At 71.0% G+C, this 21,656-nt stretch carries 19 protein-coding genes and 4 pseudogenes; 4 read left to right on the top strand and 19 right to left on the bottom strand.

The features are described 5' to 3' along the window. The first annotated feature begins 244 nt into the window (after window positions 1–244). Entirely contained in the window at window positions 245–1,471 is a 1,227-nt protein-coding gene (locus ACZ5TL_RS29845) for a serine hydrolase domain-containing protein (protein ID WP_468593707.1), read from the top strand. A gap of 105 nt (window positions 1,472–1,576) precedes the next feature. Here the strand turns inward: ACZ5TL_RS29845 and ACZ5TL_RS29840 are convergent, their stop codons facing one another. Continuing rightward, window positions 1,577–2,893, bottom strand: coding sequence for a phytase (locus ACZ5TL_RS29840; protein WP_468593663.1), 1,317 nt, complete (start codon window positions 2,891–2,893; stop codon window positions 1,577–1,579). Between the two features lie 700 nt (window positions 2,894–3,593). Here ACZ5TL_RS29840 and ACZ5TL_RS29835 point away from each other — a divergent pair. Next, window positions 3,594–4,055 carry an ATP-binding protein gene (locus ACZ5TL_RS29835; protein ID WP_468593706.1) on the top strand — a complete coding sequence of 154 codons (462 nt, stop codon included), beginning with the start codon at window positions 3,594–3,596 and terminating at the stop codon, window positions 4,053–4,055. Window positions 4,056–4,126: 71 nt separating this feature from the next. On the opposite strand, the pseudogene ACZ5TL_RS29830 reads toward ACZ5TL_RS29835, so the two are convergent. Next, window positions 4,127–4,336 (bottom strand): annotated as a pseudogene (locus ACZ5TL_RS29830) (alpha/beta fold hydrolase); the annotation flags it as partial. Window positions 4,337–4,922: 586 nt separating this feature from the next. Between ACZ5TL_RS29830 and ACZ5TL_RS29825 the strand changes: the two are divergent. Further along, on the top strand, window positions 4,923–5,549 hold the full coding sequence (locus ACZ5TL_RS29825; protein WP_468593661.1) for a hypothetical protein: 627 nt from the start codon (window positions 4,923–4,925) through the stop codon (window positions 5,547–5,549). Between the two features lie 345 nt (window positions 5,550–5,894). On the opposite strand, the gene ACZ5TL_RS29820 is transcribed toward ACZ5TL_RS29825, so the two are convergent. The 8 genes and pseudogenes from ACZ5TL_RS29820 to ACZ5TL_RS29785 form a co-directional block, all read right to left on the bottom strand. Then, complete coding sequence (locus ACZ5TL_RS29820) at window positions 5,895–6,410, bottom strand: hypothetical protein (RefSeq protein WP_468593659.1); 516 nt, start codon at window positions 6,408–6,410, stop codon at window positions 5,895–5,897. Window positions 6,411–6,778: 368 nt separating this feature from the next. Further along, window positions 6,779–6,913, bottom strand: a pseudogene (locus ACZ5TL_RS29815) (cupin domain-containing protein); the annotation flags it as partial. A gap of 122 nt (window positions 6,914–7,035) precedes the next feature. Further along, window positions 7,036–7,632, bottom strand: a complete 597-nt coding sequence (locus tag ACZ5TL_RS29810) for a TetR/AcrR family transcriptional regulator (RefSeq protein ID WP_468593657.1) — start codon at window positions 7,630–7,632, stop codon at window positions 7,036–7,038. 19 nt (window positions 7,633–7,651) lie between these two features. Further along, a complete protein-coding gene (locus tag ACZ5TL_RS29805; RefSeq protein WP_468593656.1) occupies window positions 7,652–9,715 on the bottom strand; it encodes a discoidin domain-containing protein in 2,064 nt (687 codons plus the stop codon). Between the two features lie 297 nt (window positions 9,716–10,012). Continuing rightward, entirely contained in the window at window positions 10,013–10,162 is a 150-nt protein-coding gene (locus ACZ5TL_RS29800; protein ID WP_468593654.1) for a hypothetical protein, read from the bottom strand. Between the two features lie 59 nt (window positions 10,163–10,221). Then, window positions 10,222–10,506 (bottom strand): annotated as a pseudogene (locus tag ACZ5TL_RS29795) (amino acid permease); the annotation flags it as partial. A gap of 73 nt (window positions 10,507–10,579) precedes the next feature. After that, complete coding sequence (locus tag ACZ5TL_RS29790; RefSeq protein WP_468593653.1) at window positions 10,580–11,092, bottom strand: gluconokinase; 513 nt, start codon at window positions 11,090–11,092, stop codon at window positions 10,580–10,582. A 79-nt stretch (window positions 11,093–11,171) separates the two neighbouring features. Beyond that, window positions 11,172–12,218: a glucose 1-dehydrogenase gene (locus tag ACZ5TL_RS29785; RefSeq protein WP_468593652.1), complete on the bottom strand. Its 1,047-nt coding sequence runs from the start codon at window positions 12,216–12,218 to the stop codon at window positions 11,172–11,174. Between the two features lie 268 nt (window positions 12,219–12,486). Here ACZ5TL_RS29785 and ACZ5TL_RS29780 point away from each other — a divergent pair, with 268 nt between their 5' ends. After that, window positions 12,487–13,392, top strand: coding sequence for an NAD-dependent protein deacetylase (locus tag ACZ5TL_RS29780; protein WP_468593651.1), 906 nt, complete (start codon window positions 12,487–12,489; stop codon window positions 13,390–13,392). A 53-nt stretch (window positions 13,393–13,445) separates the two neighbouring features. On the opposite strand, the gene ACZ5TL_RS29775 is transcribed toward ACZ5TL_RS29780, so the two are convergent. The 9 genes and pseudogenes from ACZ5TL_RS29775 to ACZ5TL_RS29735 all read right to left on the bottom strand — a co-directional run bounded on the left by ACZ5TL_RS29775 (window position 13,446) and on the right by ACZ5TL_RS29735 (window position 21,543). Further along, window positions 13,446–14,096 (bottom strand): HAD family hydrolase, encoded by a 651-nt coding sequence (locus tag ACZ5TL_RS29775; RefSeq protein ID WP_468593650.1) that lies wholly within the window; start codon window positions 14,094–14,096, stop codon window positions 13,446–13,448. Between the two features lie 432 nt (window positions 14,097–14,528). Next, entirely contained in the window at window positions 14,529–14,900 is a 372-nt protein-coding gene (locus tag ACZ5TL_RS29770) for a VOC family protein (protein ID WP_468593649.1), read from the bottom strand. Window positions 14,901–15,023: 123 nt separating this feature from the next. Beyond that, a complete protein-coding gene (locus ACZ5TL_RS29765) occupies window positions 15,024–16,103 on the bottom strand; it encodes an NAD(P)/FAD-dependent oxidoreductase (protein WP_468593647.1) in 1,080 nt (359 codons plus the stop codon). A 10-nt stretch (window positions 16,104–16,113) separates the two neighbouring features. Continuing rightward, window positions 16,114–16,632: an isoprenylcysteine carboxyl methyltransferase family protein gene (locus tag ACZ5TL_RS29760; protein ID WP_468593646.1), complete on the bottom strand. Its 519-nt coding sequence runs from the start codon at window positions 16,630–16,632 to the stop codon at window positions 16,114–16,116. Further along, window positions 16,629–17,717, bottom strand: a complete 1,089-nt coding sequence (locus ACZ5TL_RS29755) for a type III polyketide synthase (RefSeq protein WP_468593645.1) — start codon at window positions 17,715–17,717, stop codon at window positions 16,629–16,631. The genes ACZ5TL_RS29760 and ACZ5TL_RS29755 overlap by 4 nt, the downstream gene beginning before the upstream one ends. A 166-nt stretch (window positions 17,718–17,883) precedes the next feature. Next, a complete protein-coding gene (locus ACZ5TL_RS29750) occupies window positions 17,884–18,723 on the bottom strand; it encodes a UbiA family prenyltransferase (RefSeq protein WP_468593644.1) in 840 nt (279 codons plus the stop codon). Between the two features lie 527 nt (window positions 18,724–19,250). Further along, a pseudogene (locus ACZ5TL_RS29745) lies at window positions 19,251–19,918 on the bottom strand (ABC transporter substrate-binding protein). A gap of 19 nt (window positions 19,919–19,937) precedes the next feature. Beyond that, the gene (locus ACZ5TL_RS29740) at window positions 19,938–20,768 is read right to left on the bottom strand and encodes an endonuclease/exonuclease/phosphatase family protein (protein WP_468593643.1); all 831 of its coding nucleotides are present in this window, start codon (window positions 20,766–20,768) and stop codon (window positions 19,938–19,940) included. A gap of 622 nt (window positions 20,769–21,390) precedes the next feature. Next, on the bottom strand, window positions 21,391–21,543 hold the full coding sequence (locus ACZ5TL_RS29735; protein ID WP_468593642.1) for a hypothetical protein: 153 nt from the start codon (window positions 21,541–21,543) through the stop codon (window positions 21,391–21,393). Between the last annotated feature and the right edge of the window lie 113 nt (window positions 21,544–21,656).

Raw genomic sequence — 21,656 nt, 5'->3', positions numbered from 1 at the left:
ACGGGCCGAGGACACGGGCACGCGGGTGTCCGGCGACCCTGATGGTGCCACGTCAACTGTCACGGAATCCAGTTCGCCTTCATCACGGTGGCATACCCGCCCTCCGGTGAGGACGGCGACCAGGAAGTGGCCGATCAGCCATGCGGCCGGACGGAGCAACTTGCCGAGTGCGTGAGCGTGGTCCCGCCGATGCTGAGGATGCCCCTGCCCGCCCGCCGAGCCTTTCGGGACCCTCATGCCACTCATGCCCGTCCCCTGCCCGCGGACCCGTATCCGCCCCGGTGCCCGTCAGCTTTCCCGCCTTCGCCTCCGTCTGTTCCTCGTCGGTCTTCTGGGCGCCTCCTGCCTCGGCGGGCTGCTCCTCGCGCCGGCGGCGGGCGCCGCTGCCGGCGATTCCGGTGGCGGGGGCGAACGCGCCCTGCAATCGCAGCTCGAGGAGCTGGTCGCCACGCCCGGAGGACCGCCGGGCGTGATCGTCGTACTGCACCGGGACGGCAGCCGGCACGTCCTGCGCGCCGGTGTCGCCGACCTGGAGACCGGCCGCCCGATCGAGCCCACCGACCACATGCGGATCGCCAGTACGGCGAAGGCGTTCAGCGGCGCGGTCGCACTGCGTCTGGTGCAGCAGGGCGCACTCGGCCTCGACAGCACCATCGGCCACACCCTGCCCCGGCTGCCGCACGCCTGGCGGTCGGTCACCCTGCGGCAGTTGCTGAACCACACCAGCGGGCTGCCCGACTACAGCGAGGACCCCGAGTTCCTGGAACTGCTGCAGGCGGATCCGCGACGCATCTTCGACCCCCGCCGGCTGCTGGACTTCGTCGCGGACGAACCGCTGCGCTTTCGCCCAGGTTCCCAGTACCGGTACTCCAACTCCGACAACATCGCCGTCGCGCTGATGGCCGAGGCCGCGACCCACAGGCCGTACGAGCACCTCCTGAGCCGGATCGTCTACGGGCCGCTCGGTCTGCGCGACACCAGCCTCCCCCTGGGTTACGAGATGCCCGAGCCGTACATGCACGGTTACGCCGTCGAGCCGCCCGCGCCGCCGGAGGACGTCAGTGAGGCGCTCAGCGCGTCCGGTGTGTGGGCCTCGGGCGGGATCGTCTCCACTCCCGGTGACATGACGCGCTTCGTCCGCGGCTACGCCGCCGGACGGCTGACGTCGAGAGCCGTGCTGCGCGAGCAGCGCCGCTGGGTCGAGGGGGCTTCCGAACCGGCCGGCCCCGGCCGCAACACCGCAGGGCTCGGCATCTTCCGCTACGACACCCGCTGCGGGACCGTACTCGGCCACACCGGGAACTTCCCCGGCTACACCCAGCTGATCGCCGCGACCCCCGATGGCCGCAGGTCCCTCACCTTCTCGCTCACTACCCAGGTGAACAGGACGCTCAACCCCGCTCTCCTTGAGCAACTCCGCACGATCGAGGAGAACGCGGTCTGCACTCTGCTCGGCAGACACCACCGCTGAGCGAGCGCCGGCGTCAACGGCGTCATGTCAGTGGCCCCGGCCGGAGTTCCGCTGCCGGGTGCGGTGCGGCACCCGGCAGCGGAGAGATCTCCCCGCCGCAGGGGATCACAGGTCGGCGGCGTCCTCCACGTCGTCCAGGTCGACGAACTTGAAGCCGGTCGCGGTGCGCGTGCCGCCCTCGCCGTCGGGAACCCCGGGGGTCTCGTGACCGTCCTGGACGACCAGCAGGCCGTTCGGGTAGCGGCTGCCGAGCGGCGCGTTCAGGACGGCGGCGCCGTCGCACTCCTCCGACCCGTCGACGGTCGCCGAGGCCGCGCCGATACGGAAGCCGCCCTCGTACTCGTTGTCCTCGCTCACCTCGCGGTCGTACAGCGCGAAAGAGTCGTCGCCCTGGCTGGAGGCGACGAGGTAGCCGTCGCCGTCCGGTTCCTGGAGCAGTGTCAGGCCCTCGACGTCCGCGGACAGCCGCTCGCCCCCGTAGCCGGGGTCGGCGCCTGCCGTGCACTCCTCGGTCGCCTCGTCATAGACGCCGGGGACGCCGAACTCTCGGACCTTGTCCACCAGGACCGGTTTGGTGGTGAGGTCGGCGCGCACGCGCCAGATGCCGATGTCCTCCTGGCCGGCGTAGAGCGTGCCGGTGGCGGGGTCCACGACCATGCCCTCCACCTGCGGCAGCTCGCCGGGTTCGGCACAGGGAGACCACGTGGTGCCGTTCGGGAGGCGGAAGGACGCCGGGAGGTCGAGGGTGCGGACCTTGCTGTAGCCGACGGTGCCGCTCGCGGTCGGTTTCAGCTCGATCAGCGCGAGGCGGGTCCGCTCCCGCTGGCTGACCAGGGCGTAGGAACGCCCGGTGGACTTGTCCTGCCAGGTGGCGAGGCCGTAAGCGGTCCGCTGGTCGTTGATCTCGGCCTGGTCCGCGGAGAAGACCGGGGCGGCGGCCGGGTCGGTGACATCGGTCAGCGGGCCGCCGGGCTTCGACGGGTCGATGCGGTAGATCCGCAGCCGGTCCTTGCCACGGTCGCTGACCACGGCGACGTCGGCCCGGCCGGTGGAAGTGCGCAGGCCAGTGACGAGGTCGACGTTGTTGTACCTGCCCGGAGCGTCGTCCTCGGCGGGCGGGCGGGGCGCGGGCAGCGACTGCACCAAGCGGGCACCCAGGTCGTACACCCGCAGACCGCCCTCCTTGGCGGTCGCGATGACGAGGCTGCGGCCGGGGTCGGCCGCGTTGCGCCAGATCGCCGGATCATCCGCGTCGGAGTTGCCGCCCGCCTCGTCATCGTAGAGGGCGGGGGTCTCGCTGACGGGTGTGACCGTCGGCAGACCCTCGTCGTCGGCCCCTGCCTGGGCGGGGATCAGGACGGCGAGCACGGCGGTGCCCAGGACGAGGGCGGCGGTTCTGCACGGAGTGCGGTGCGTTCTCACAAGCACTTCCTTCGTCGATGTCGAGGACATGTCGATCGTGAGGGGAGAACCTTGCGCTCAGGAGACTGTGATCTGTACGCGTGATCACAGAAGAGGCCTTTACCTGCCAACTGTCGTTCACTCGTCTCCCTCCACACCGGGGCGGGTGGTGCTGCGCTCAAGGAGCAGCCCAACTGCCGGCCGCGACAGCGCTGCAGGCGGGATCGCGACTTCCGCACACTCTGGGTGGGTCAGACCGCCTCCCAATTCGGCGAACACCCCTCTGATCGTTCTCGCGCTCTTCGCCGTCCTGACGTTTCCACGCCGGTGCCGGCGAGTTGGTCGTTCTGCGCGTGGTGGGGCAAGGACCGATCCTGCTCGGCGGATTCCTCGCCGAGGAGTGGGGCTGCGCACCAGATTCCGGGGGACGGCTGCGGGCATGATGCTGCCCCGGTGGTGATGGCTCTGTCCCCGCTCGCACGTCTCGGACGGACGCTCCCGGCCACGCGGGAACGCGCCGGCGACGGCCGGCCGCCCCTGCGTCCACGAGTCCAGCAGCCGCCGTGAAGGTGACGCCGGGTGACTTCGGCACTCGTCTGCCGTAGCCGCCGCACCGGGGTGACGCAACCGTGATGTGACGGTTGCGTGTGGTCGGGATTCGGGGGTAGTTGAACGCCCTTAGCCGGGTTGCTCAGGACAAGGGTGGCGGTGTGGGCCAGTGGTGCACGAAGACGAGGATCAACCGCTGGCCGGGCGTCTCCTGTTGTCCGCCGTCGCCTTGAAGGGCGGGGGGCGGATCGCTGAGGCTCGGGATGCGGCCCGCCGTTTCATGGCCGAGGTACAGGCCGTCCACGGGATCCCAGTGTCGGAGCGTGCGATGGGCCTGGCGGAGCTGGTCGTCAGCGAGCTGGTGACCAACGCGCACAAGTACGCGCCCGGCCCGTGCCTGCTGGATCTGGAGGTCGGCGACGGTGCCGTGGAGATCAGTGTCTGGGACAGCGATCCGGCCCTGCCGGTGCCTCAGGAAGCCGATGCGAACCGGGTCGGCAAGCACGGACTGGAGATCGTGATGGCCGTGTGCCGCAGCTTCGAGATCCGCCGCGAGCCGGTGGGCAAGCGCGTCAAGGCCACCATCGTGCTGGCCGACGATCCCGGCGGGCATCCGGCAGGCCGGCTGATGTGACCTGCCCGGTTGACGTCCGCTGGGGACGCACGTCCGCGCGGCGTTCGCGTCGCTCACCGGCTGTGGCTGCATCAGGTGGTCGCACGCACCGCGTCGCGGATCAGTTGGGCGACTTCCCCGGGCTGGGAGACGGCGACGGCGTGGGAGGCACCGTCGATCTCGACGACCGTCGCTCCGGCCCGCTTCGCGCCGAAGCGCTCCGCTTCCGGGGTGATGGCTCCGTCCGTGCCGGCCACGAGTGCCCAGGAAGGCCTGGTCTTCCACACCGCGGCCGGTGGCGGGCTCTCGCCGTCGACGTCACCTCTCCAGAAGAGCATCGACTTGCGACTACCTGCCGGCCAGGCTCCTGATCGAACGCTTCACCGATCGCCCGGTGCAGGAACGGATAACCGACGCCCTATCCCTTCGGCCCTGCCGACCGCAGCGCACACCCTGCGACCCACGGCCCTCTCGGTAGCCGCACTCCCCCACCGAAACCGAGCACAGCACCGACAGGGGCGTCCTCAGCGACCTGTGCGGGAACTCCCCCTGCGGACCGAAGGACTCCTCGAACGGCCGGTGAACACAGGCACCCGGGAGGCGTGGCAGCACCACCGGAAGGCAAGCGAGCTGTTGTGGCAACTGCCTCAGTACACAGACACGAACTCCTGTCTGCGCAGTGCCTCGTGAGAGTTGAACCGTCCAGCCCCGTCGTCGGCTTGGGCGAAGGACACCACTTGGCTGGAACAATCCGCTCCGCCTGTCCGTACCATGGCTGCACCAAGGCATCTTCGCGTCACGTGCGGCGCCGTGGCCTGGTCACCGAGACCTCGCCCCAGACATGCGTCACCCACAGCACGGTCACACGCCAAGGAAAGGTTCAGCAGCATGCCCGAGACAACGAATCCCTCCACTGAACTGGCATCCCAGTACATCGCTCAGGTGACCGGCGATCTCGAAGCGAACCTCAAGGAGCAGGAACGCATCAGCGCGGACATCGCCTCCTTGCAGGAGCAGCTCGTCGCTCTGCAGCACGACCACAGCGTTCTGGTGAGCATGCAGCAGGCACTCGGCATCACCATGCCGGCCGAACCCGCAGCCGAGCCCAAGGGTTCCGTAGTGCCCTCTCCACGACGGAAGAAGGCCGGCACCGCGCCCAGCGGCAAGCAGAAGGCCCGCAAGTCCACCGCCGCGCCGGCCAGGAAGGCAGCCGGGAAGTCCCCCGCCAAGACCGCGGGCACCACGAGGGCGGCCCAGCCCACCCTGGTCGAGCTCATCCGCCGGCACCTCGCCGAGCAGAAGGAACCGCGCTCCGCCGCGGAGGTCGCCACCACGCTCAGCCAGGCACACCCCGATCGCGACATCACGGCCAAGGTCGTACGCATCACGCTCGAGGGGCTCGTGGCCAAGAGCCAGGCCGAGCGCACCAAGCAAGGCAGGTCCGTCTTCTACACCGCTCCTGCGTCACAGCCGGCGGCTGCGCCCGAGGCGCAGCCCGAGGACACTGATCACTGACGGCGCATGGCGCACTGCCGGGCCTGTCGTCGGAGCCGCCCCATGTGGAGCTGTGCGCGGCGGCTCCGGCAGTTGCCGTGAAGCGGGCCGCGGGCGGGGTCCGGTGCTCGTCCTGCGGTCTTTGGGCGGTGCAGGAAGCGCCGCCTCCCCCGCGCCCCTTTCTCGAAGTCGACCTCCGCTGTCGTCACGCGCGTGCCCTGCCGATCTCTACGAGCACGGGCTGCTTCCACCGCCAACCTACGAGGCGTCCTCCAGGTACGCCTGCCGGACGGCTGCCGGCCCTCGCAGGGCAGCGGGGGCGGTGCACGACCCTGCGCACCCGCAATCGGGCACGGCCCTGGCATGTCAGTGACCGGCGGCCGCCTTCACCAGGGCCACCGTCACACCGATCGCCGCGTCCGCGAGACCTGCCACCACCGCCATGAGGACGCCTCCCCCCATGCGCAGCCCGCCCAGACAGCCCCACAGGAAGAGGGAGAAGACGCTCACGCCCGCCGCCGCCAGCAACGCGGCGTGCAAGGACAGGACGTCCAGCGCCGCCAAAGCGATCAGTGCGGCCGGCCCCACGGCGCAGGACAGCAGCGGGCTGCTGACGTACAGCATGCGGCGCAGCTCGCGCCCGGTGGCGAGGTGCCGGTGCACTGTGCGGTGCGCCTGCTGGTCGGCGACGAACGCCGCGAGCCACAGGCCCAGCGCGGTCGTGAGGACCGTGGCGACGGCACCGAGAGCGCCGACCTCGCCGAGCGACAGACCGACCACCACGGCGATCATCGTGATGGTCGCGTAGATGCGCTCCTTCAGACGGTCCGTCAGTACACCGGCCTCCGTGCCGGGCGGCGGATCCGCTCGCCGGTCGTCCACCACTGCCCCTCAGCTGTCACGGGACGCGCAGCGCGCGTCGTGCTCGGTCGTCGCGGGGCGCGCGATACGCGGTGCCCCGGGTCACGCCACCAGCATGCCCCGGGGCACCGCCCGGATCCGGCAAGCACCAGCGCGTGGTCAGGACCGTTTCGGACCGCCGTCGTCGGCCCGACGGCGGTCAGGTGGCGATGCCCGCGGGCTGCTGCCGGAACCGCCGGGCGCCGAGGATCTTCATCGCCAGGCTCTCGCGGCACAGCTCCGGATGGGTGGCGACCGCCGTGTCAGCTGGAGACCGGCTGCCAGGTGGTGGGTGCGGGGCCGGGTGGCAGGTGCACCGTCATAGCCGGGTGGCAGGTGCACCGTCATGGTCAGGTGGCAGGTGGTGGCAGGTGCACCGTCATGGTCGGGTGGCAGGCCTCGGTGCCCGCGCCGCGGCAGGTGTGGGGCGCGTCACCGTCGAAAGCGGCGGTCTGCCCGGCTTCGACGGGGTGCTCGGCACGATCGGCGAAGGGCTCGCCGTACATGGCGAGGAAGTGCGAACGCCGCTGCCGAAGTGCGTCCTGGCTGCGCGGCATCGGCCCGGTGTGCCCCGTGAGCTGCGGACCGGCCCGGCGGCGGGAGCTCGTCAGGGTTCGCACACCAGGCCGGTGATGTGCGTGGTGACCGTGTCGAGGATGCCTGTCCAGGCGGTGTCGTCGCCGAGCACCAGGTAGTTGAGGGTCAGGCCGTCGGTCATGGCGGCCAGGTAGCGGGCCAGGACGGGGGCGGGTACGCGCAGGCCCAGGTCCATGGTCCGGCGCAACTGGCCGATGAGCTCGAGGTACGCCTCGGCGTACAACTCGTACTGGCGGCGCGCCAGATGGTCGAAGCCGGGCTGGCGCAGGGCGTACTGCGTGAGCTCATAGGTGAGCATGTGCTCGTCGGGGTGGGCGCGGACGTGGTCCCAGTAGGCCTGGAAGCCGGCCCGGACGGTCTCCTCGAGGGTGGCTCTGGGCCGGAGGGCCTCTTTCACCACCGTCACATAGTGCCCGGTGATGGTGGTGATGACGGACTCGATGAGCTCCTGCTTGGAGTCGAAGCAGTAGTGGACGACGCTCAGCGAGACGCCCGCTTCGGCGGCGATGGACCGGGTCGTCGTCTTGGAGACGCCGTCCCGGGCCATCGCCCTGATCGCCGCTTCGGTGAGCTGTCGCCGCCGCTCGGCGGACGGCAACCGTGCCATGGAGTCCCTCTCGTGGGTGTCAGCTGGTGTGGACGCCGACCTCGCGGAGGGAGTAGCCCCAGTCGGTGCCGCGTTCCAGTCCCTGGATGCGTACGTGTCTGGCCGGGGTGGCGCTGAATGCGGCCGTGTCCAGGCCGCCGTCGCCGGCTGTGGTGGACCAGGCGGTTCGCCAGTTCACTCCGTCGGTGGACAGTTCGACGCGGTACGACTTGGCGTACGCGCGCTCCCAGTCGAGGGTGACCCGCTTGACGAGCGCTGTGGCCCCGAGGTCGACCTGGTACCACTGGTCGTCGCTCCAGTCGCTCGCCCAGCGGGTGCCGCGGTCACCGTCGACGGCCCGGTGCGGCTTGTAGTCCGTGAACAGGCTCCACTCGGAGGAACTGGCCGACGTGGTGGCGCCGGTCGCGAGATTGGCTCCGGCCTCGTGCTTCTCCGAGGCAGCCCAGGTGTCGAGGTAGGATTCGGCGCCGCGGAAGAGGTCGTTCACCACCTCCTGGCCGCCGACCCGGCGGATGTCCTCGATCCAGTCGGGGACGAGGCCGTAGTGGGCCGCTCCGTCGGTGTTCAGGTCCCAGGTGCGTTCGCCGGTGGTCTGCCGGTCGATGACCGAGTTGCCGTCGACGCTCTTGAACGGGTAGGTGACCTTGTCGGGGGCGTCCGCACCGCGCGGGGCGGGCCAGCCGCCCACGCCGTTCATGTCGGTGCCGTAGCCGTAGCCCACGCCGTACTTGTCGCGCAGGGACTTCGTGCGCTTCGCCTCCGCTACGAAGTCCTCGGAGCCGTGCATGTACTGGGCGATGAAACCACCGAGGCCGTAGACCCGCTCGGTCCAGTCCATGTCCATCCAGCTGTGCGAGGAGAGCACGCCAGGGTAGGACTCGGCCTCGAAGATGTCGAGCACCCGACCGGTGGCCTTGACGCTCATGTGGTCGATCTCCAGCATCATCCCGCGTTGCATCATGCCGCGGACGGCGTGCTCGCCGAGATCGGTGAGTCCCCGGACGTTGCACTGCGCGTCAGCGCTGTACGAGGGGACCTCCTTGCCTGCCGGGAGCTTCTGCTCGGCTTCGGGCGCCGGGGCGTTGCCGATGGGGTTGTCGGCTTGCGGCCCGGTGCACTTCTCCGTCTTCCAGAAGGTGCCGGTCGACAGGAACTGGCCGACGTTGATGGCCGTTCCGAGGCCGTCGGAGTCGAAGCGGACACCGCAGAGCGCGTTGTCGAACTTGTGGCACAGGAACATGCTGCGCACGCCCAGGGCGTGCAGCTCGTCCAGGCCCTTGTCGATGTCGGCCTTGCTGCACTGCGCGATGTCGAGGATCTGCTTGCAGCCGAAGGGCTCGGAGGTCTCGACGCCGAGGACGACCGCCAGCTTGCCCTGTTCGATGACCTGGCGGGCCTGCGCGCTGTCCGTGACGATCCGGAACCAGCCCTTGCCGGTGCCGCCGTACATCTTGTCGATGTGTGCCTGCAGGTCGTACGTCAGCTTGGCCTGGAGCCGGATGGACGTCATCTCGTCGCAGCTGCGGTCCTTGAAGAAGTACACGGAGCAGATGACGCCGTTGGTGACGAGGTCGTTGACCAGGACGCGCTGACCGCCGCGCCAGGCCCGCTCCACCCAGGCGTAGTAGTTCTGCTGGTGGGTCAGCGAGTCGTGCGCGGGCCAGTCCTTGAAGGTGGGCCAGCCGACCGGGTCGTGCTTGCCGTCGCCTCCGTTGGTGATGAAGTCGAAGACCGCGAGCGAGCCGTCCGGGTAGTGCTCGGGGCAGTCCTTGAGCGCGTCGGCCACGCCCCGCTCGGAGAACGGCTTGCCGCAGATCAGGCGTCCGCCGAAGGCCTCGTTCGAGAAGATGTGGTTGTGAGCGTCGACGAAGCCGCGTACCTCGCCGCCTGCGTCGGTGCCGGTGAAGGGTTCGCCGGTGACGTTGATCTCCGAGTCCGGCGCGGGCCGTGCGGTCGGGGTCCACCAGTCGGTGCCGGCGGCCGAACTCGGCGTCGGGCCCAGCGCGGCGGCCAGCACGAGCAGGAGGAGCGACACGAGGGTGACGTTCCTGCGTGGGCGGTACGGGCGTTCGGCACGGGTCACAGCCCACGTCCCTCGGTCGGCGGGATGGCGTGGCCGACGTATCGGGCCGTCCCGGGCCCGAGGGCCGGGAGCGACAGCCTGGTTGTCATGACCTCGCTCAATGTGCGACGAGGATGACTACTACCGCGTAACTAGTCAAGGGTCCGGGACAGATGACCTGATGACGGGGCCTCTGGCCACGTCTGGGCGGTCCGTCCATGAGCGCCCATAAGCCACAACTCGTAGGGACTTGCCGGCCGGGACGTGCGGCGAGGGAGGGGACCGGGACGGCCGGCGGTTCCTTGTCGCGCGCCGCGATCAACCGACGCCGTGGGCTTTCAGCACCGCCTTGTTGAGCGCCCAGAGCCCGATTCCGATGGCCAGCAGCACACCCGCGCGGATATAGACGTCGGCGGACCGGTCGGAGAGGGGGCTGGCCAGGATCAGGGCGGTGACGGCGCCGAGCACCGGCAGGGCGGTCGGCGTGCGGAAGTGCTTGTGCTCGACGCGGTCGTGGCGCAGCACGATGCCTTCTGGGTGTAGAGCGCCGCCCCGGCCGCCTTCGGGTACTTGCCGACGAGTTCGACGTACGAGGCGGCGGTCAGGATGGCCACGACGAAGCCGATGACGAACAGCAGCCACAGTGCCCCGCCGACCTTGCCGGCGACCTGACCGGTGGTGGCGTAGATGCCGGTGCCGAGGATGTCACCGATCACGAACAGGACCAGCAGTCTGGGGCCGATGACGCGTCGCAGCGGCGTGTCATCCCCTCTTCCCGGCGCGGCGGTTGCGTCCCTGGCGGATTCGGACACGAGGGCTCCTGAGGCGTTCGGCACTGAGCAAGGTTCCGCTTGCCCGGCCGTCCGGCGAATGCTGCCGAACTGCTCAAGGGGAGGTGACGGCGGTCTGTGCGAGGGCGGCGGTCTGCTCCGGCGTACCGTCGATCGGGACGGCCGCGCCCACTTCGTCCTCGCCCATCGGTTCAAGGTCGGCGAACTGGGTGCGGAGCAGCTCGGGCGGCATGAAGTGGCCCTGCCTGGCGGTGATCCGTGCGGCGATCAGCTCGGGCGAGCCGTCGAGGTGAAGAAAGAAGACGTGCGGCGCGCCGGAGGCCAGCCGGTCGCGGTAGCGCCGCTTCAGCGCGGAACAGGCGACCACCCCTCCGCTGTCCGCGTGCCCGGTCAGCCATCGTGCGATCTCGTCCAGCCAGGGGCGGCGGTCCTCGTCGTCCAGAGGGTGACCGGCTCGCATCTTCGCCACGTTGGGCGCGGGGTGGAAGTCGTCCCCCTCGGCGTAAGGAACACCGAGGCGCTGTGCCAGCAGTCGGCCCACCGTGGTCTTCCCCGAGCCTGACACACCCATGACCACCACCAGGGGCGGTGCAGTGTGGTGAGACATCCAGAACCTTCCCTTCGATTCGTGCCGTCCAGAGGTCCCTATTGTCCGGGGATCCCTGCCGTCCAGAGGTTCCTGCCGTCTAGAGATCGATGACCACCTTGACGTCGTCCGGTCGCGGCGTGAACGCCTCCGTCGCGCGCTCCAGCGGCACCCGCCGGGTGACCACGCGCTCGAGCCACGACAGGTCGGCCGCAGCCAGCGCGTCGGCAGCCTGACGGTAGTGACGCAGGTTGGCGTTGACCGAGCCCACCACCGCGTCGTTCTGCAGCACCATCTCCCGGTTGACGGCACCCGCGTCCACGGTCGTCCTGCGGCCGACGGGGGACACACCGGTGAGGCAGACCACTCCGTAGGGCGCGGTGCCGGTCAGCGAGGCCAGCACGGGCTCGTTCGCGCCGGTCGCTTCGATGACGACATCCGGGCACACGGCGGAGATGACCTGCTCGATGTCCTTCGCGTGGTAGGTGGCGCCCAAGTCCCGTACCAGGGCGGGTTTCGGCCCCTCGGTGACCCGGTCGAGCACATGCACGTCCAGTCCGCGCTGTGTGCCCAGCAGGGCGGCCAGCAGACCGATGGGACCCGCACCCGTCACCAGCACGCGCTGTGGCTCGAACCACGAACGGGCGCCGACCCGCTCGACCTGTTCCCATGCCTTCGCCACCACGCTGGCCGGCTCCATGAGCACACCGGCGCGGTCCAGGTGCGGCTCCAGCTTCACCGCGTAGTCGGCCTCCACGCACCACGTCTGCGCCCCATAGCCGTCGACCTCCTTGATGCCGCGTTCGGTGTAGCGGCCGTTACGGCACATGTCGAACTCCCCGCGGGCGCAGGCCCCGCACGGTTCGGGATCCGGGCGGCGCACCACCCCGGCGACCAGGTCACCGGGCGAGAAGCCGCTTGCGGGAGGCGACTGTCGCACCCGGCCCAGGGACTCATGCCCCAGGACCAGCCAAGCACGGCCTGGCGGGGCCCAGCCGTACTCGCCTCGGGCGATCTCCTTGTCCGTTCCACACACCCCCACCGCCAGGCCGTCGACCAACAGCTCACCCGCGGCCGGGGCGGGGTCAGGCACATCCCTCACCTCTACGGAGTCCTCGGCGCCAGGCCGCACCGTCAGCGCACGCATCGCCCACCTCGTTCCTCTCGTCGGACGGCGCGCGACAGGTGCGCGCCGCTGCCTGACCGTGTGTCCCGCTCAGAGGTTTTCAGCACCGGCCGGCCGGCAGAAAAGGACACGACCGCGCCCGCCGCACCTGCACAGCGGGGCGGGTGAGCGGACCGCTCGCGCTCAGCCGTCCCGCCCGGGCGGCATCGCGACGCGACGCGCAGGGCGGGCATCCGGCCCGATCGGCGGCACAGCCGCGCCAGAGGCAGCCGTTCCGTACCCTGACGGCATGCGCATGCGCCCCACTGTGAGCTGGACGCCCACCGCGGACCTGCCGCCGGGTACGACGGATCCGGAGCCGGTCGCTGACGCGCTGAGCACCGGCGGGGTGCTGGTGCTCAGCGGAGCGGGCATCTCCACGGAGTCGGGCATCCCCGACTACCGGGGCGAGGGCGGGAGCCTCAGCCGGCACACACCGATGACCTACCAGGACTTCACCGCCACTGCCCAGGCCCGGCGCCGGTACTGGGCGCGCAGCCACCTAGGCTGGCGCACCTTCGGCCGCGCCCGTCCCAACGCCGGCCACCGGGCCGTGGCCGCCTTCGGGCGGCACGACCTGCTCTCGGGGGTCATCACGCAGAACGTCGACGGCCTGCACCAGGCCGCCGGCAGCGAAGGCGTGGTGGAACTCCACGGAAGCCTGGCCCGGGTCGTCTGCCTTGCCTGCGGCGCCTTCAGCCCGCGCAGCGAACTCGCGCTGCGGCTTGAGGAGGCGAATCCGGGCTTCGCTCCCGTGGCCGCCGGGATCAACCCGGACGGTGACGCCGACCTCACCGACGCACAGGTCGGAGACTTCCGCGTCGTCCCCTGCGCGAGCTGCGGCGGCGTCCTCAAACCGGACGTGGTGTTCTTCGGCGAGGCCGTTCCGCCACGGCGCGTCGAGCACTGCCGCGAGCTGGTCCGTCAGGCGACCTCGGTACTGATCCTCGGCTCCTCACTGACAGTGATGTCCGGGCTCCGTTTCGTCCGCCAGGCGGCTCAGGCCGGGAAGCCGGTGCTGATCGTCAACCGGGACCCGACCAGGGGTGACCGGCACGCCCTCACCCGGGTCTCGCTTCCGCTGGGACCGGCCCTCACCACCGTGGCGGACCGGCTGGGCATCACCGTAAACGGCCAGGAGGCCGTGCGATCGTGATCGCAGCGGCCATGGCTCGAGCAGCGCTTCCCCCCGGGCCGCCGCACGTTCTCTCATGCCGGTGCCGAGATGACGTGGCCGATCGCGGCAGCGACATCGCGAGTGACGTACGTGGGCGCGTAGGAGCCCTGGACCCAAGGTCGGCCGTCCGTCACCCACACACTCCGAAGGCCGAGGGCTTCGGCGCCGGCGATGTCCGCGTGCGGTGAATCCCCGATGACCCACGCGCCGCGCAGAGGCACGCCGACGCTCTCGGCTGCCGCCTGGAAGATCTCCGGGTCCGGCTTCTTGTGGCCGACGTCTTCGGAGATGACCCAGCCTTGGACGAGCCGGTCGAGTCCGACGCGATGGATCTTCGCCTCCTGCTGAGCGGCTCGGCCGTTGGTGACGATCACGCAGGTCCAGCCTGCCCCCTGTGCTGTGCCGAGCGCCTCGCGGGAGGCATGCCCCAGGACGACGCGGTCGGCGGCGCCGTGGTCGAGGAGGGCGCGTACCGCGGCTGTCGGCACCATGTCCCCGTATCGATCGGTCAGGGCTGCGGCGACTTCGTGACGCGGCGTATAGCCGCTGGCATCAGTGGTCATCACCCACTCGAGGTCGGAGGCGGGCAGTCCGTGCTCGGCGAGGAAGTCGGCGACTGCGGCCCGGAAGGCGGCGCCACGGTCGATCAGGGTGTTGTCCAGGTCCAGGAGCAGCAGCGGCATGACCGGCAGTAGACCATGGGCGCCGCCCGCGCTCGGGCCACGTGGGCGCGTGGTAGGCCCTTCGCCGACCATGGACGGCGAAGAGCCCGAGAGGCTGTCTCCCCAACCCCTCCCCTGCCGGGTGGCCTACTACGTCGTCGTTCACACCTGCATCCCGTGACGGCCTCCGGGGTCGTGGCACACCCACCCGAGCCGGCCGGCGTCGACGATCGGCGGATCTTGCGGGGCCGTGCCTCCCGGACCTGATCGTGCAGGCGTTCCTCTTTGGACGCAGGGCCGTTTCGATCCCAGCGGTGACGGACGGCGGTGTGTGCGTCGGTGGCGGATCCGAGATACACGCCGCAACCGCCGGCACCGGGCAGCAGAAATGGGTGCGGAGCGCGTGGGGGTGGTGGAGGCCGACCCGTCAAGCGCTTCGGGGAGAGCGGGCCGTCACGCCTGCTGGTAGAGGTTGACGATGTTGCCGTCCGGGTCACGCAGCCACACCGATCGGCGCCCCCATGGCTGGGGGGTCGGCGGCTTGAGGATCTCAACGCCCCGAGCCAGCAGTCGTTCATGGCGTGCGTCCACGTCGGTGACCCGGAACTCCAAGGTGAAGCCCCCGCTCGCGGAGGCGGCCGTCGAACCGGGCACCATCGACTCCATGCCCTGGGTGGAGAAGAACGACAGAACGCCGCCGGGGGCCGTCACCCGTGCGAAGAGGTCACCGCCCTCGGCTTCCGCGTCAAGGACCTCAGCGTAGAAGGCGGCCAGGGCTGGAACATCGTCGGTGATCAGACAGGTGCCGGTGAAATGTGGCTGCATCCGGGCATCGTAGGGCGATGCTGTGAGACCCGAGGGCCGTTCAGGGGTGTCCGGTTCGATGGTGCACCTCACCGAGCGGAAGATCATCCGCCTTACCCTTACGAGTTCTTCCGCTTGTGCGCCTCACCCCCGGCCGTGTCTCGACGGACGACCCCTCTCGTCATCGCTTTCAGGAAGCTCGCAAGCTGGGTGCGCCAGCATGGCGACGGTCGCGGAGAACAGCCACGGCAGCCGTTGCGCGACGGGCACCAGCGCGGTGCGCGCCGGGGGTGTCCGCGTCGCGCCGAGCAGCGCGTGCGTCAGCCAGCGGTAGCGCCGGGTGAGCCGCCGCCACTCCCGCTCGTAGGCCGCCAGATCGCCGCTGGTGACGGCCCGTACCGCGGCAGGCGCCTGCGCGAGGGCCAGCGCGATGCCCTCGCCGGTGAGCGCGTCGACGTACCCGGCGGCGTCGCCCACGAGCAGCACCCGGCCGGCTGTACGCGCGCTCGCCACTTGGCGCAACGGGCCCGCCCCCCGCACCTGTCCCGCGGTGCGTGCCGTGGCCAGCCGCTCCCGCAACTCGGGGAAGGAGGCGAGGTGGTCGTCGTACGAGCGGCGGGCGGTGGTGAGCACCGCGACGCCCACGAGGTCGTCGGCCACCGGGGTCACGTAGGCCTCCGCTTCGCGGGCCCAGTGCACCTCGACGTGGTCGCTCCAGGGGGCCAGCGCGTAGTGGCGCCGCAGTCCGTGCCGCAGCGAGGACCGGCGTGTTCCGTTCAGCCCGAGGGCGCGGCGGATCGGCGAGTGCAGGCCGTCGGCCGCTACGAGGTGACCGGCGCGGGTGCCGTCGACCACCACCCCGTACCGGTCCTGGTCGACGTGACGCGCGGTGCGCTGGTCGATGCGTACGCCCGCCGCCAGCACCGCCTCACGCAGCAGCCCGTGCAGCGTCGTACGGCGCACTCCACGTCCCGTGCCCACTCTGAAGCGGGCGTCGACGCGGCGGGGCCCTGCGATGTAGCGGATGCCTCGCAGGTCGTGCCCCGGCGGATGCACGCCCAGTGCCGCCAGCGCGGCGACGGCACCCGGCATCAGACCCTCGCCGCACGCCTTGTCGACGATGCCGGCGCGCTGCTCCCAGACGGTGACGTCGAGGCCCGCCCGGGCCGCGTGCAGGGCGGTGGCCAGGCCCGCGGGTCCCCCGCCGACGACGAGCAGATCCATGCGTGCCTCCTCAGGCCAGCTCCGCCAGGGCGGCGTCCTCGGCGCGGACGCGGGTGGCGAGCAGGAGCCCGTTGAGCGCGGTGAACACGACCGCCGTGATCCAGGCCGAGTGCACGAGAGGAAGCGCGAGCCCCTCGGCGACGACGGCGACGTAGTTCGGGTGCGGAATCCAGCGGTAGGGGCCGCCGGTCACTCGCGCGGCGCCGGGTACGACGATCACCCTGGTGTTCCACTGCCGGCCCAGCGTGGCGATGCACCACCAGCGCAGCCCCTGCGCGAGGGCGACGAGGGCGAGCATCGACCAGGCCAGGACCGGTACGACGCCCGGCCGGCGCAGCCACACCTCCGCGAGCGCGCCGATGAGCAGGCCGGTGTGCAGCACCACCATGAACGGATAGTGCCCCCGCCCCGACTCCACGCCGCCCCGCGCGAGGCTCCAGGCGGCGTTGCGGCGGGAGACGGCCAGCTCGGCGACCCGCTCCAGGCCCACGGCCAGCACCAGGACGGTGAACCAGGTCTCGCTGCTCACTGTCCACCGCCCGGGGCGCGCAGGAGTACGAGTTCGGAGCAGAAGCCCGGGCCCATGGCGAGCATGAGCCCGTAGGAGCCGGGTGGGGGCGGGCGGTCGGCGAGCGTGTCCGCCAGGACGTGCAGCACCGAGGCGGAGGACAGGTTGCCGATCCGGCGCAGCGAGTCCCAGGTCACGCTCAGCGCGTCCCGCTCGACGCCGAGGGCGTCCTGCAGCGCTTCGAGGACCTTGGGGCCGCCGGGGTGCGCGACGTACCAGGCGAGGTCGCGGCCGGTCAAGCCGTGATCGGCGAGGAAGCCGCGGACGTCGTCGCCGACGTACCGGCGCACCAGGTCGGGGACCGCGGAGTCGAGGACGACTCTGAACCCGCCGGAGCCGATGTCCCAGCCCATCATGCGTGCCGAGTCGGGATAGAGACGGCTGCGCGAGGCGAGCACCTCGGGAACGGCGGGGTCGTCGGTCTGTGCGAGAGGGTGTTCGCACCCGACGGCGACCACGGCGGCGGCACCGTCCCCGAACAGGCCACTGGCCACGGCGTTGGCGACCGAGGTGTCGTCGCGCTGGAGCGTGAGCGAGCACAACTCGACCGACATCAGCACCGCCACGGCGTCGGGGCGCCCGCGCAGCAGGTCGTTCAGGCGGGCGATGCCGGCCGCGCCGGCGACGCAGCCGAGGCCGACGAGGGGCATGCGCACCACGTCGGCGCGCAGTCCGATCTCCGCCGCGACCCGGGCCTCCAGCGACGGCACGGCCAGACCGGTCACCGTGCACGAGACGATGTAGTCGACGTCGGCGGGTGTGAGGCCGACGCTCTTGAGCGCGTCGACGACCGCGCGGCCGCCGAGTTCGACGCCGGCCCGGATGAAGACGTCGTTCGACTGGCCGAAGTCCTCGATCCGGCCGTACTCCTCGAGCGGCAGCACGGTGTGCCGGGTCTCGACGCACACGTTGCGGTGGAACCGCTCGACGACGCCGCGGTCGACCGTGTTCCCGACCAGCGTGGTGGCGAAGGACTCGGTGATCTCCTCCTGCCGGTTGCGGTGTTCGGGCAGGGTGCCGCGGACGCTGAGGACGCGCATGGTCATGCTGGCTCCTGGTATCGGGCGGTGGGGCGCGAGGAGCACCCGGCCGAGGCCGGGCGCGAGCTCGACCGTGACGGTGAGCGCGGCGGATGGGGCGGGCCTGGCGGTGGGTTCGTGGCGCGGGACGGGCGTGCGCCGGCGCCGGCCACGGCGGTGTCTGCCGGTGCCATCAAACGACCATCAGCAGCACGACGTCGAGCAGGGCGATGGTCATCGCGGCACGGAAGGGAGCGCGCCCGCGGCCGAACCAGGTCAGCACCGCGAGGACGGTGACCAGCGTTACGGCCGTCCATGACCACGTCGGAGGAGATCCGGCGGGACCGGTCACCGCGAGCAGCGAGGCCGCGGTGAGCAGCGCGGCGGCCAGGAAACGCGAGGGACGTTCGCCGATCCGGTGCGGCAGGCCGCGGACACCGGTGGCCTCGTCGTCGGCGAGGTCGGGCAGCACGTTGAGCAGATGCGCTCCGACGCCGAGCGCGGCGCCGGCAGCGGTCATCCACCAGGGCGCCCAGTGAGGGGGCGAGGCGGCGAGGGTGACGACCGAGGGCAGCATCCCGAAGCCGCACGCGTACGGCACCCAGGACCAGGAGGTTGCCTTGAGCCCGAGGTTGTAGGCGTGGCCCGCGCCGGTGGCGAGGACGACGTTGACCAGGGCGCTGCGCCAGCCGGCGAGCGTGGACAGCACGAGGGAGGCGAAAGCGGCGACGACCAGGGCGCGCGCCACCCAGTCGGCTGGGAGGGAACCGACGGCCAGCGGCTTGTCCGTGCGGCCCACGGCGCGATCGCGGGAGAGGTCGAGCAGGTCGTTGCCCCAGCCGATCGTCAGCTGCCCGGTGAAGACCGCCGCGGTGACGGCGACGGCGTCCAGCGGGTGCAGGCCGCAGCGGAACGCCAGCAGGCCCGTGATGGCGGTGACGGCCAGAGCGGGCCCGCCGTGGGCGGCGGCGAGCAGCGCGAGGGCACGCGGCGGTCCGGGGCGTGCCGGGGCCGTGTCGGCGGTCACGGGCATCGCCCCACCGCGTCGAGCGCTCGGCGGGTCGCCTCACCGGGGGCGCCGGACACCGTGCGTGGGTGCGGCACGGTGCCTGTGCTGCGCCCCTCCGCTGCGTTTCCGGTCACCCGGGACCACAGCCCCTCGTCACCGGTGCTCACGTTGCGCATGCAGCATCGGTGCCACGTTGCCCGCCCGCTCACACGGGGTGGTCCGGCCATCCGGTGGAACGGGCGCGTCCGGCAGCGGAGCCGGTGCGGAATGACCCCGGGGGGGCGGGGCGCCGGGGGACGGCTGGGCGTGGATGTCCCGGAGGCGTTTTCCCCCGCGATCCCGACCTTCGCGCCGGCGGAACAGGCTGGGCCGGTACCAGGGTGTCGTTGGACGCATGGGCGACGGCACCAGGACCGAGGCGGCCTCCTCGGTGAGCGGATCGGCGAGGTCGCACGGCACGGTGGCCAGGTCGCGTACATGGTCCAGCGGGTCTGCCCGGTCCGCGTGCTCGGCGACGATCCGGTCCAGACGGTCGGGACCCGCGTGCTCTCTCAGCCGGCGTGGAGGACTCGGGAGCGGCCCGTGCTTGCCGGATCCCGTTCCACGACGTGGGTCGGCGTTCAGGCCCATTGCCACACGCTGATGCCGGGCGGGCGCGAGAAGCGGATCCGCGCGCGGGTGCCTTCGACTGCGGGACGTGCCCAGGACCCGGCCCTACGCGTCCGATCCGAGCCGTGAGACCGCATGTCCGCGAGGGGTGACAATCGTGTCGTAGCCCTCGAAGGCGATGAAGGAGGGTGCTTCGGCCAGCCGCTCGCGCAGGGCCGTCTCGACTCGTTCACCGAGTGGGGTGAGGCGGTCGGGCAGGTAGCACAGGAACGGGATCGCGACCAGGCCGAGCACGTCGGCGCTGGCGGCAGCGGCGCGGGCGACGACGCTGTGGTACTCCCCCGCCGAGGCGGCCACGCCCAGGCGGGCCGACTCGTCCACGGCCGCCGCGTCCCCCTGCGGATCAGCGGCCGCGTCACGGATCACCGACTCGAGGGGACTTCCGCCGATTCCTCCGGCCATTGACTTCGCCGACGGCCGGCTCGAGTCAAGCGAGCGAGTGCCGGTCTGCCTCGAACCAGCCGGGCATGGTCAGTGGAACGAGGGCGCCGACCCGGACGGCTGATGCGTGGGAGCGTTCCGCTCCACGTCGTGCTGCCGGGGCCTTCACGCGCCGGTCTGTTGCGGCACTAGTCCAACCGCACGTCGGCGTGCACCAGGTGGTGGTCCGAGTACGGGGACGGATGAACACGGTGCTTGAGCGGGACGAGGCCTCGCAGGAAGACGTAGTCGAACTTGCTCTGCCAGTCGGTGGTCGGCTGGCAGCTGCCCGTGGGCGAGGGATGACACTCGGGGTCCGTATCCGTGGCCAGTGCCCATATCCCGGTGAGCTCGGGGGCGTCCGGCACGGCGTTGAAGTCGCCGAGAACGATCGCGCGGTCGTGCCGGGCGATCTCTGGGGCGAGTACGCCGGTCTGGTCTGCTCGGACTGCCTCCTGACGTCGTTGGGCGAGGTGTGTGTTGAAGACCCGGACGGGCTCGCCGCCCACGGTGGTGGTGACTGCCATGTACCCCCGGTCTTCGGAACCGCCGTCGGGGTATTCCACCTTGACGACGTCGGTCATCGGTGCCGCCGAGAGAACCGCCTGGCCGAAGGCCCCGGGATTCCATGGGGCTCCCCCGCAGCGGCCCCAATTACGAAGAACGCTGCCGTACTTGACGTGGTAGACCAGCCCGTGAAGGTTCTTCAGATAGTCCCGGATGCTCTTGACGTCACGCACGCACGCTTCTTGCAGGCCGATGACCTGGGGAGCATACGTGGCGATCTCCGCTGCCCGGTCCACGTTGCTCACCTCGCAGGGGTTGCAGATGTTCCACGTCATGACCCGGTTCGGTACGACATCCCTGACGGCCTCGACGGGCATTGACCCGGCACCGCTTGGTGCACTGGGGCCGACGAGCACCACGCAGACCACGGCTACGACGCCCGCGAGCAATCGCGCGCCCCTTCCGAACACCATCGCCTCCCCGAAGCACCGTGGACAGACATCGCATCCGACGTCTCCATCCAGGAGGTTATGGGACGAGGCTGTCAGCCGGCACACGCACCTTGTCCGGCCGCCGGGCCGGGTGAGGCCTCGTCCCGTGAGCTCCGGCCCTGCACGACCGATCACGAACGGGGCCATGCAGCGCCGTCACACAGCTCGTCGCCAAGCGTAGCCGCCCCGCCGATGCCGATCCGGCGAGCGCACCCCCAGGGAACGCCGGCGGATTCACAGGCCGCTGTCGATCTTCTTCTCCCGAATCAGTTCCTCCAGCTCGTCGTCCGAGACGGGGTGAAGAGTCGTGCATGATCGACCTCCTTGTGGGGGAAGGACAGCCATGCAGTCGTGCTCATGACATTCTCTGGCCATTGCCCAGCCGCGGGGGGAAGTGAACCGTCATTCCGAGGCATGCCGGGGCGGAACTTCCGTGGGGCGGTGGAGTGTCCAAGCGCCGCGCCCGGGACGCCCGATGGCAGCAGGGCCGCCCCTCAGCCCGCCCCTCAAGCACCGCACCGCTCACGTGGCGCGGAAGGCCGGTGAGCCGCCGATCCGCACGGCGAGCCACCCATCCGCACGGCGCGGCGCCAGGTTCCAGCACTCACGCGTTGGCGTGGCGGCGCCAGACCGTCCTCCGCGGAGCGGCATGGTGCACGGGCTCATCCGCACGGGCGCCCTGCCGCCGCCGCAGCCACAGGGACGTCATGGACAGCAAGGCGGCGAAGACCACCAGCAGGACCACCGATACCCACATCTGTCGGCTTCCGGGGTCGTCCCACCCCGCAGATGCGGCCACAGCGGCCCACAACACCGAACCCCCGGCGTAGAAGGTGCGCATCCTTCGCAGCTGCCGCAGGGCTCGTACGG

The organism is Streptomyces sp. NPDC033136 (assembly GCF_055578235.1).
The sequence above is the reverse complement of the archived record's forward strand: the minus strand, read 5'-3'. Positions and strand labels throughout refer to the sequence as shown.

Coding starts and splice junctions, on each gene's coding strand:
- ACZ5TL_RS29825 (WP_468593661.1), top strand. CDS start 4,923: ATGCCCGAGACAACGAATCCCTCCACTGAACTGGCATCCCAGTACATC.
- ACZ5TL_RS29775 (WP_468593650.1), bottom strand. CDS start 14,096: ATGCCGCTGCTGCTCCTGGACCTGGACAACACCCTGATCGACCGTGGC.
- ACZ5TL_RS29810 (WP_468593657.1), bottom strand. CDS start 7,632: ATGGCACGGTTGCCGTCCGCCGAGCGGCGGCGACAGCTCACCGAAGCG.
- ACZ5TL_RS29785 (WP_468593652.1), bottom strand. CDS start 12,218: ATGCGTGCGCTGACGGTGCGGCCTGGCGCCGAGGACTCCGTAGAGGTG.
- ACZ5TL_RS29765 (WP_468593647.1), bottom strand. CDS start 16,103: ATGGATCTGCTCGTCGTCGGCGGGGGACCCGCGGGCCTGGCCACCGCC.
- ACZ5TL_RS29780 (WP_468593651.1), top strand. CDS start 12,487: ATGCGCATGCGCCCCACTGTGAGCTGGACGCCCACCGCGGACCTGCCG.
- ACZ5TL_RS29750 (WP_468593644.1), bottom strand. CDS start 18,723: ATGCCCGTGACCGCCGACACGGCCCCGGCACGCCCCGGACCGCCGCGT.
- ACZ5TL_RS29790 (WP_468593653.1), bottom strand. CDS start 11,092: ATGTCTCACCACACTGCACCGCCCCTGGTGGTGGTCATGGGTGTGTCA.
- ACZ5TL_RS29735 (WP_468593642.1), bottom strand. CDS start 21,543: ATGTGGGTATCGGTGGTCCTGCTGGTGGTCTTCGCCGCCTTGCTGTCC.
- ACZ5TL_RS29755 (WP_468593645.1), bottom strand. CDS start 17,717: ATGACCATGCGCGTCCTCAGCGTCCGCGGCACCCTGCCCGAACACCGC.
- ACZ5TL_RS29740 (WP_468593643.1), bottom strand. CDS start 20,768: ATGGTGTTCGGAAGGGGCGCGCGATTGCTCGCGGGCGTCGTAGCCGTG.
- ACZ5TL_RS29770 (WP_468593649.1), bottom strand. CDS start 14,900: ATGCAGCCACATTTCACCGGCACCTGTCTGATCACCGACGATGTTCCA.
- ACZ5TL_RS29845 (WP_468593707.1), top strand. CDS start 245: ATGCCCGTCCCCTGCCCGCGGACCCGTATCCGCCCCGGTGCCCGTCAG.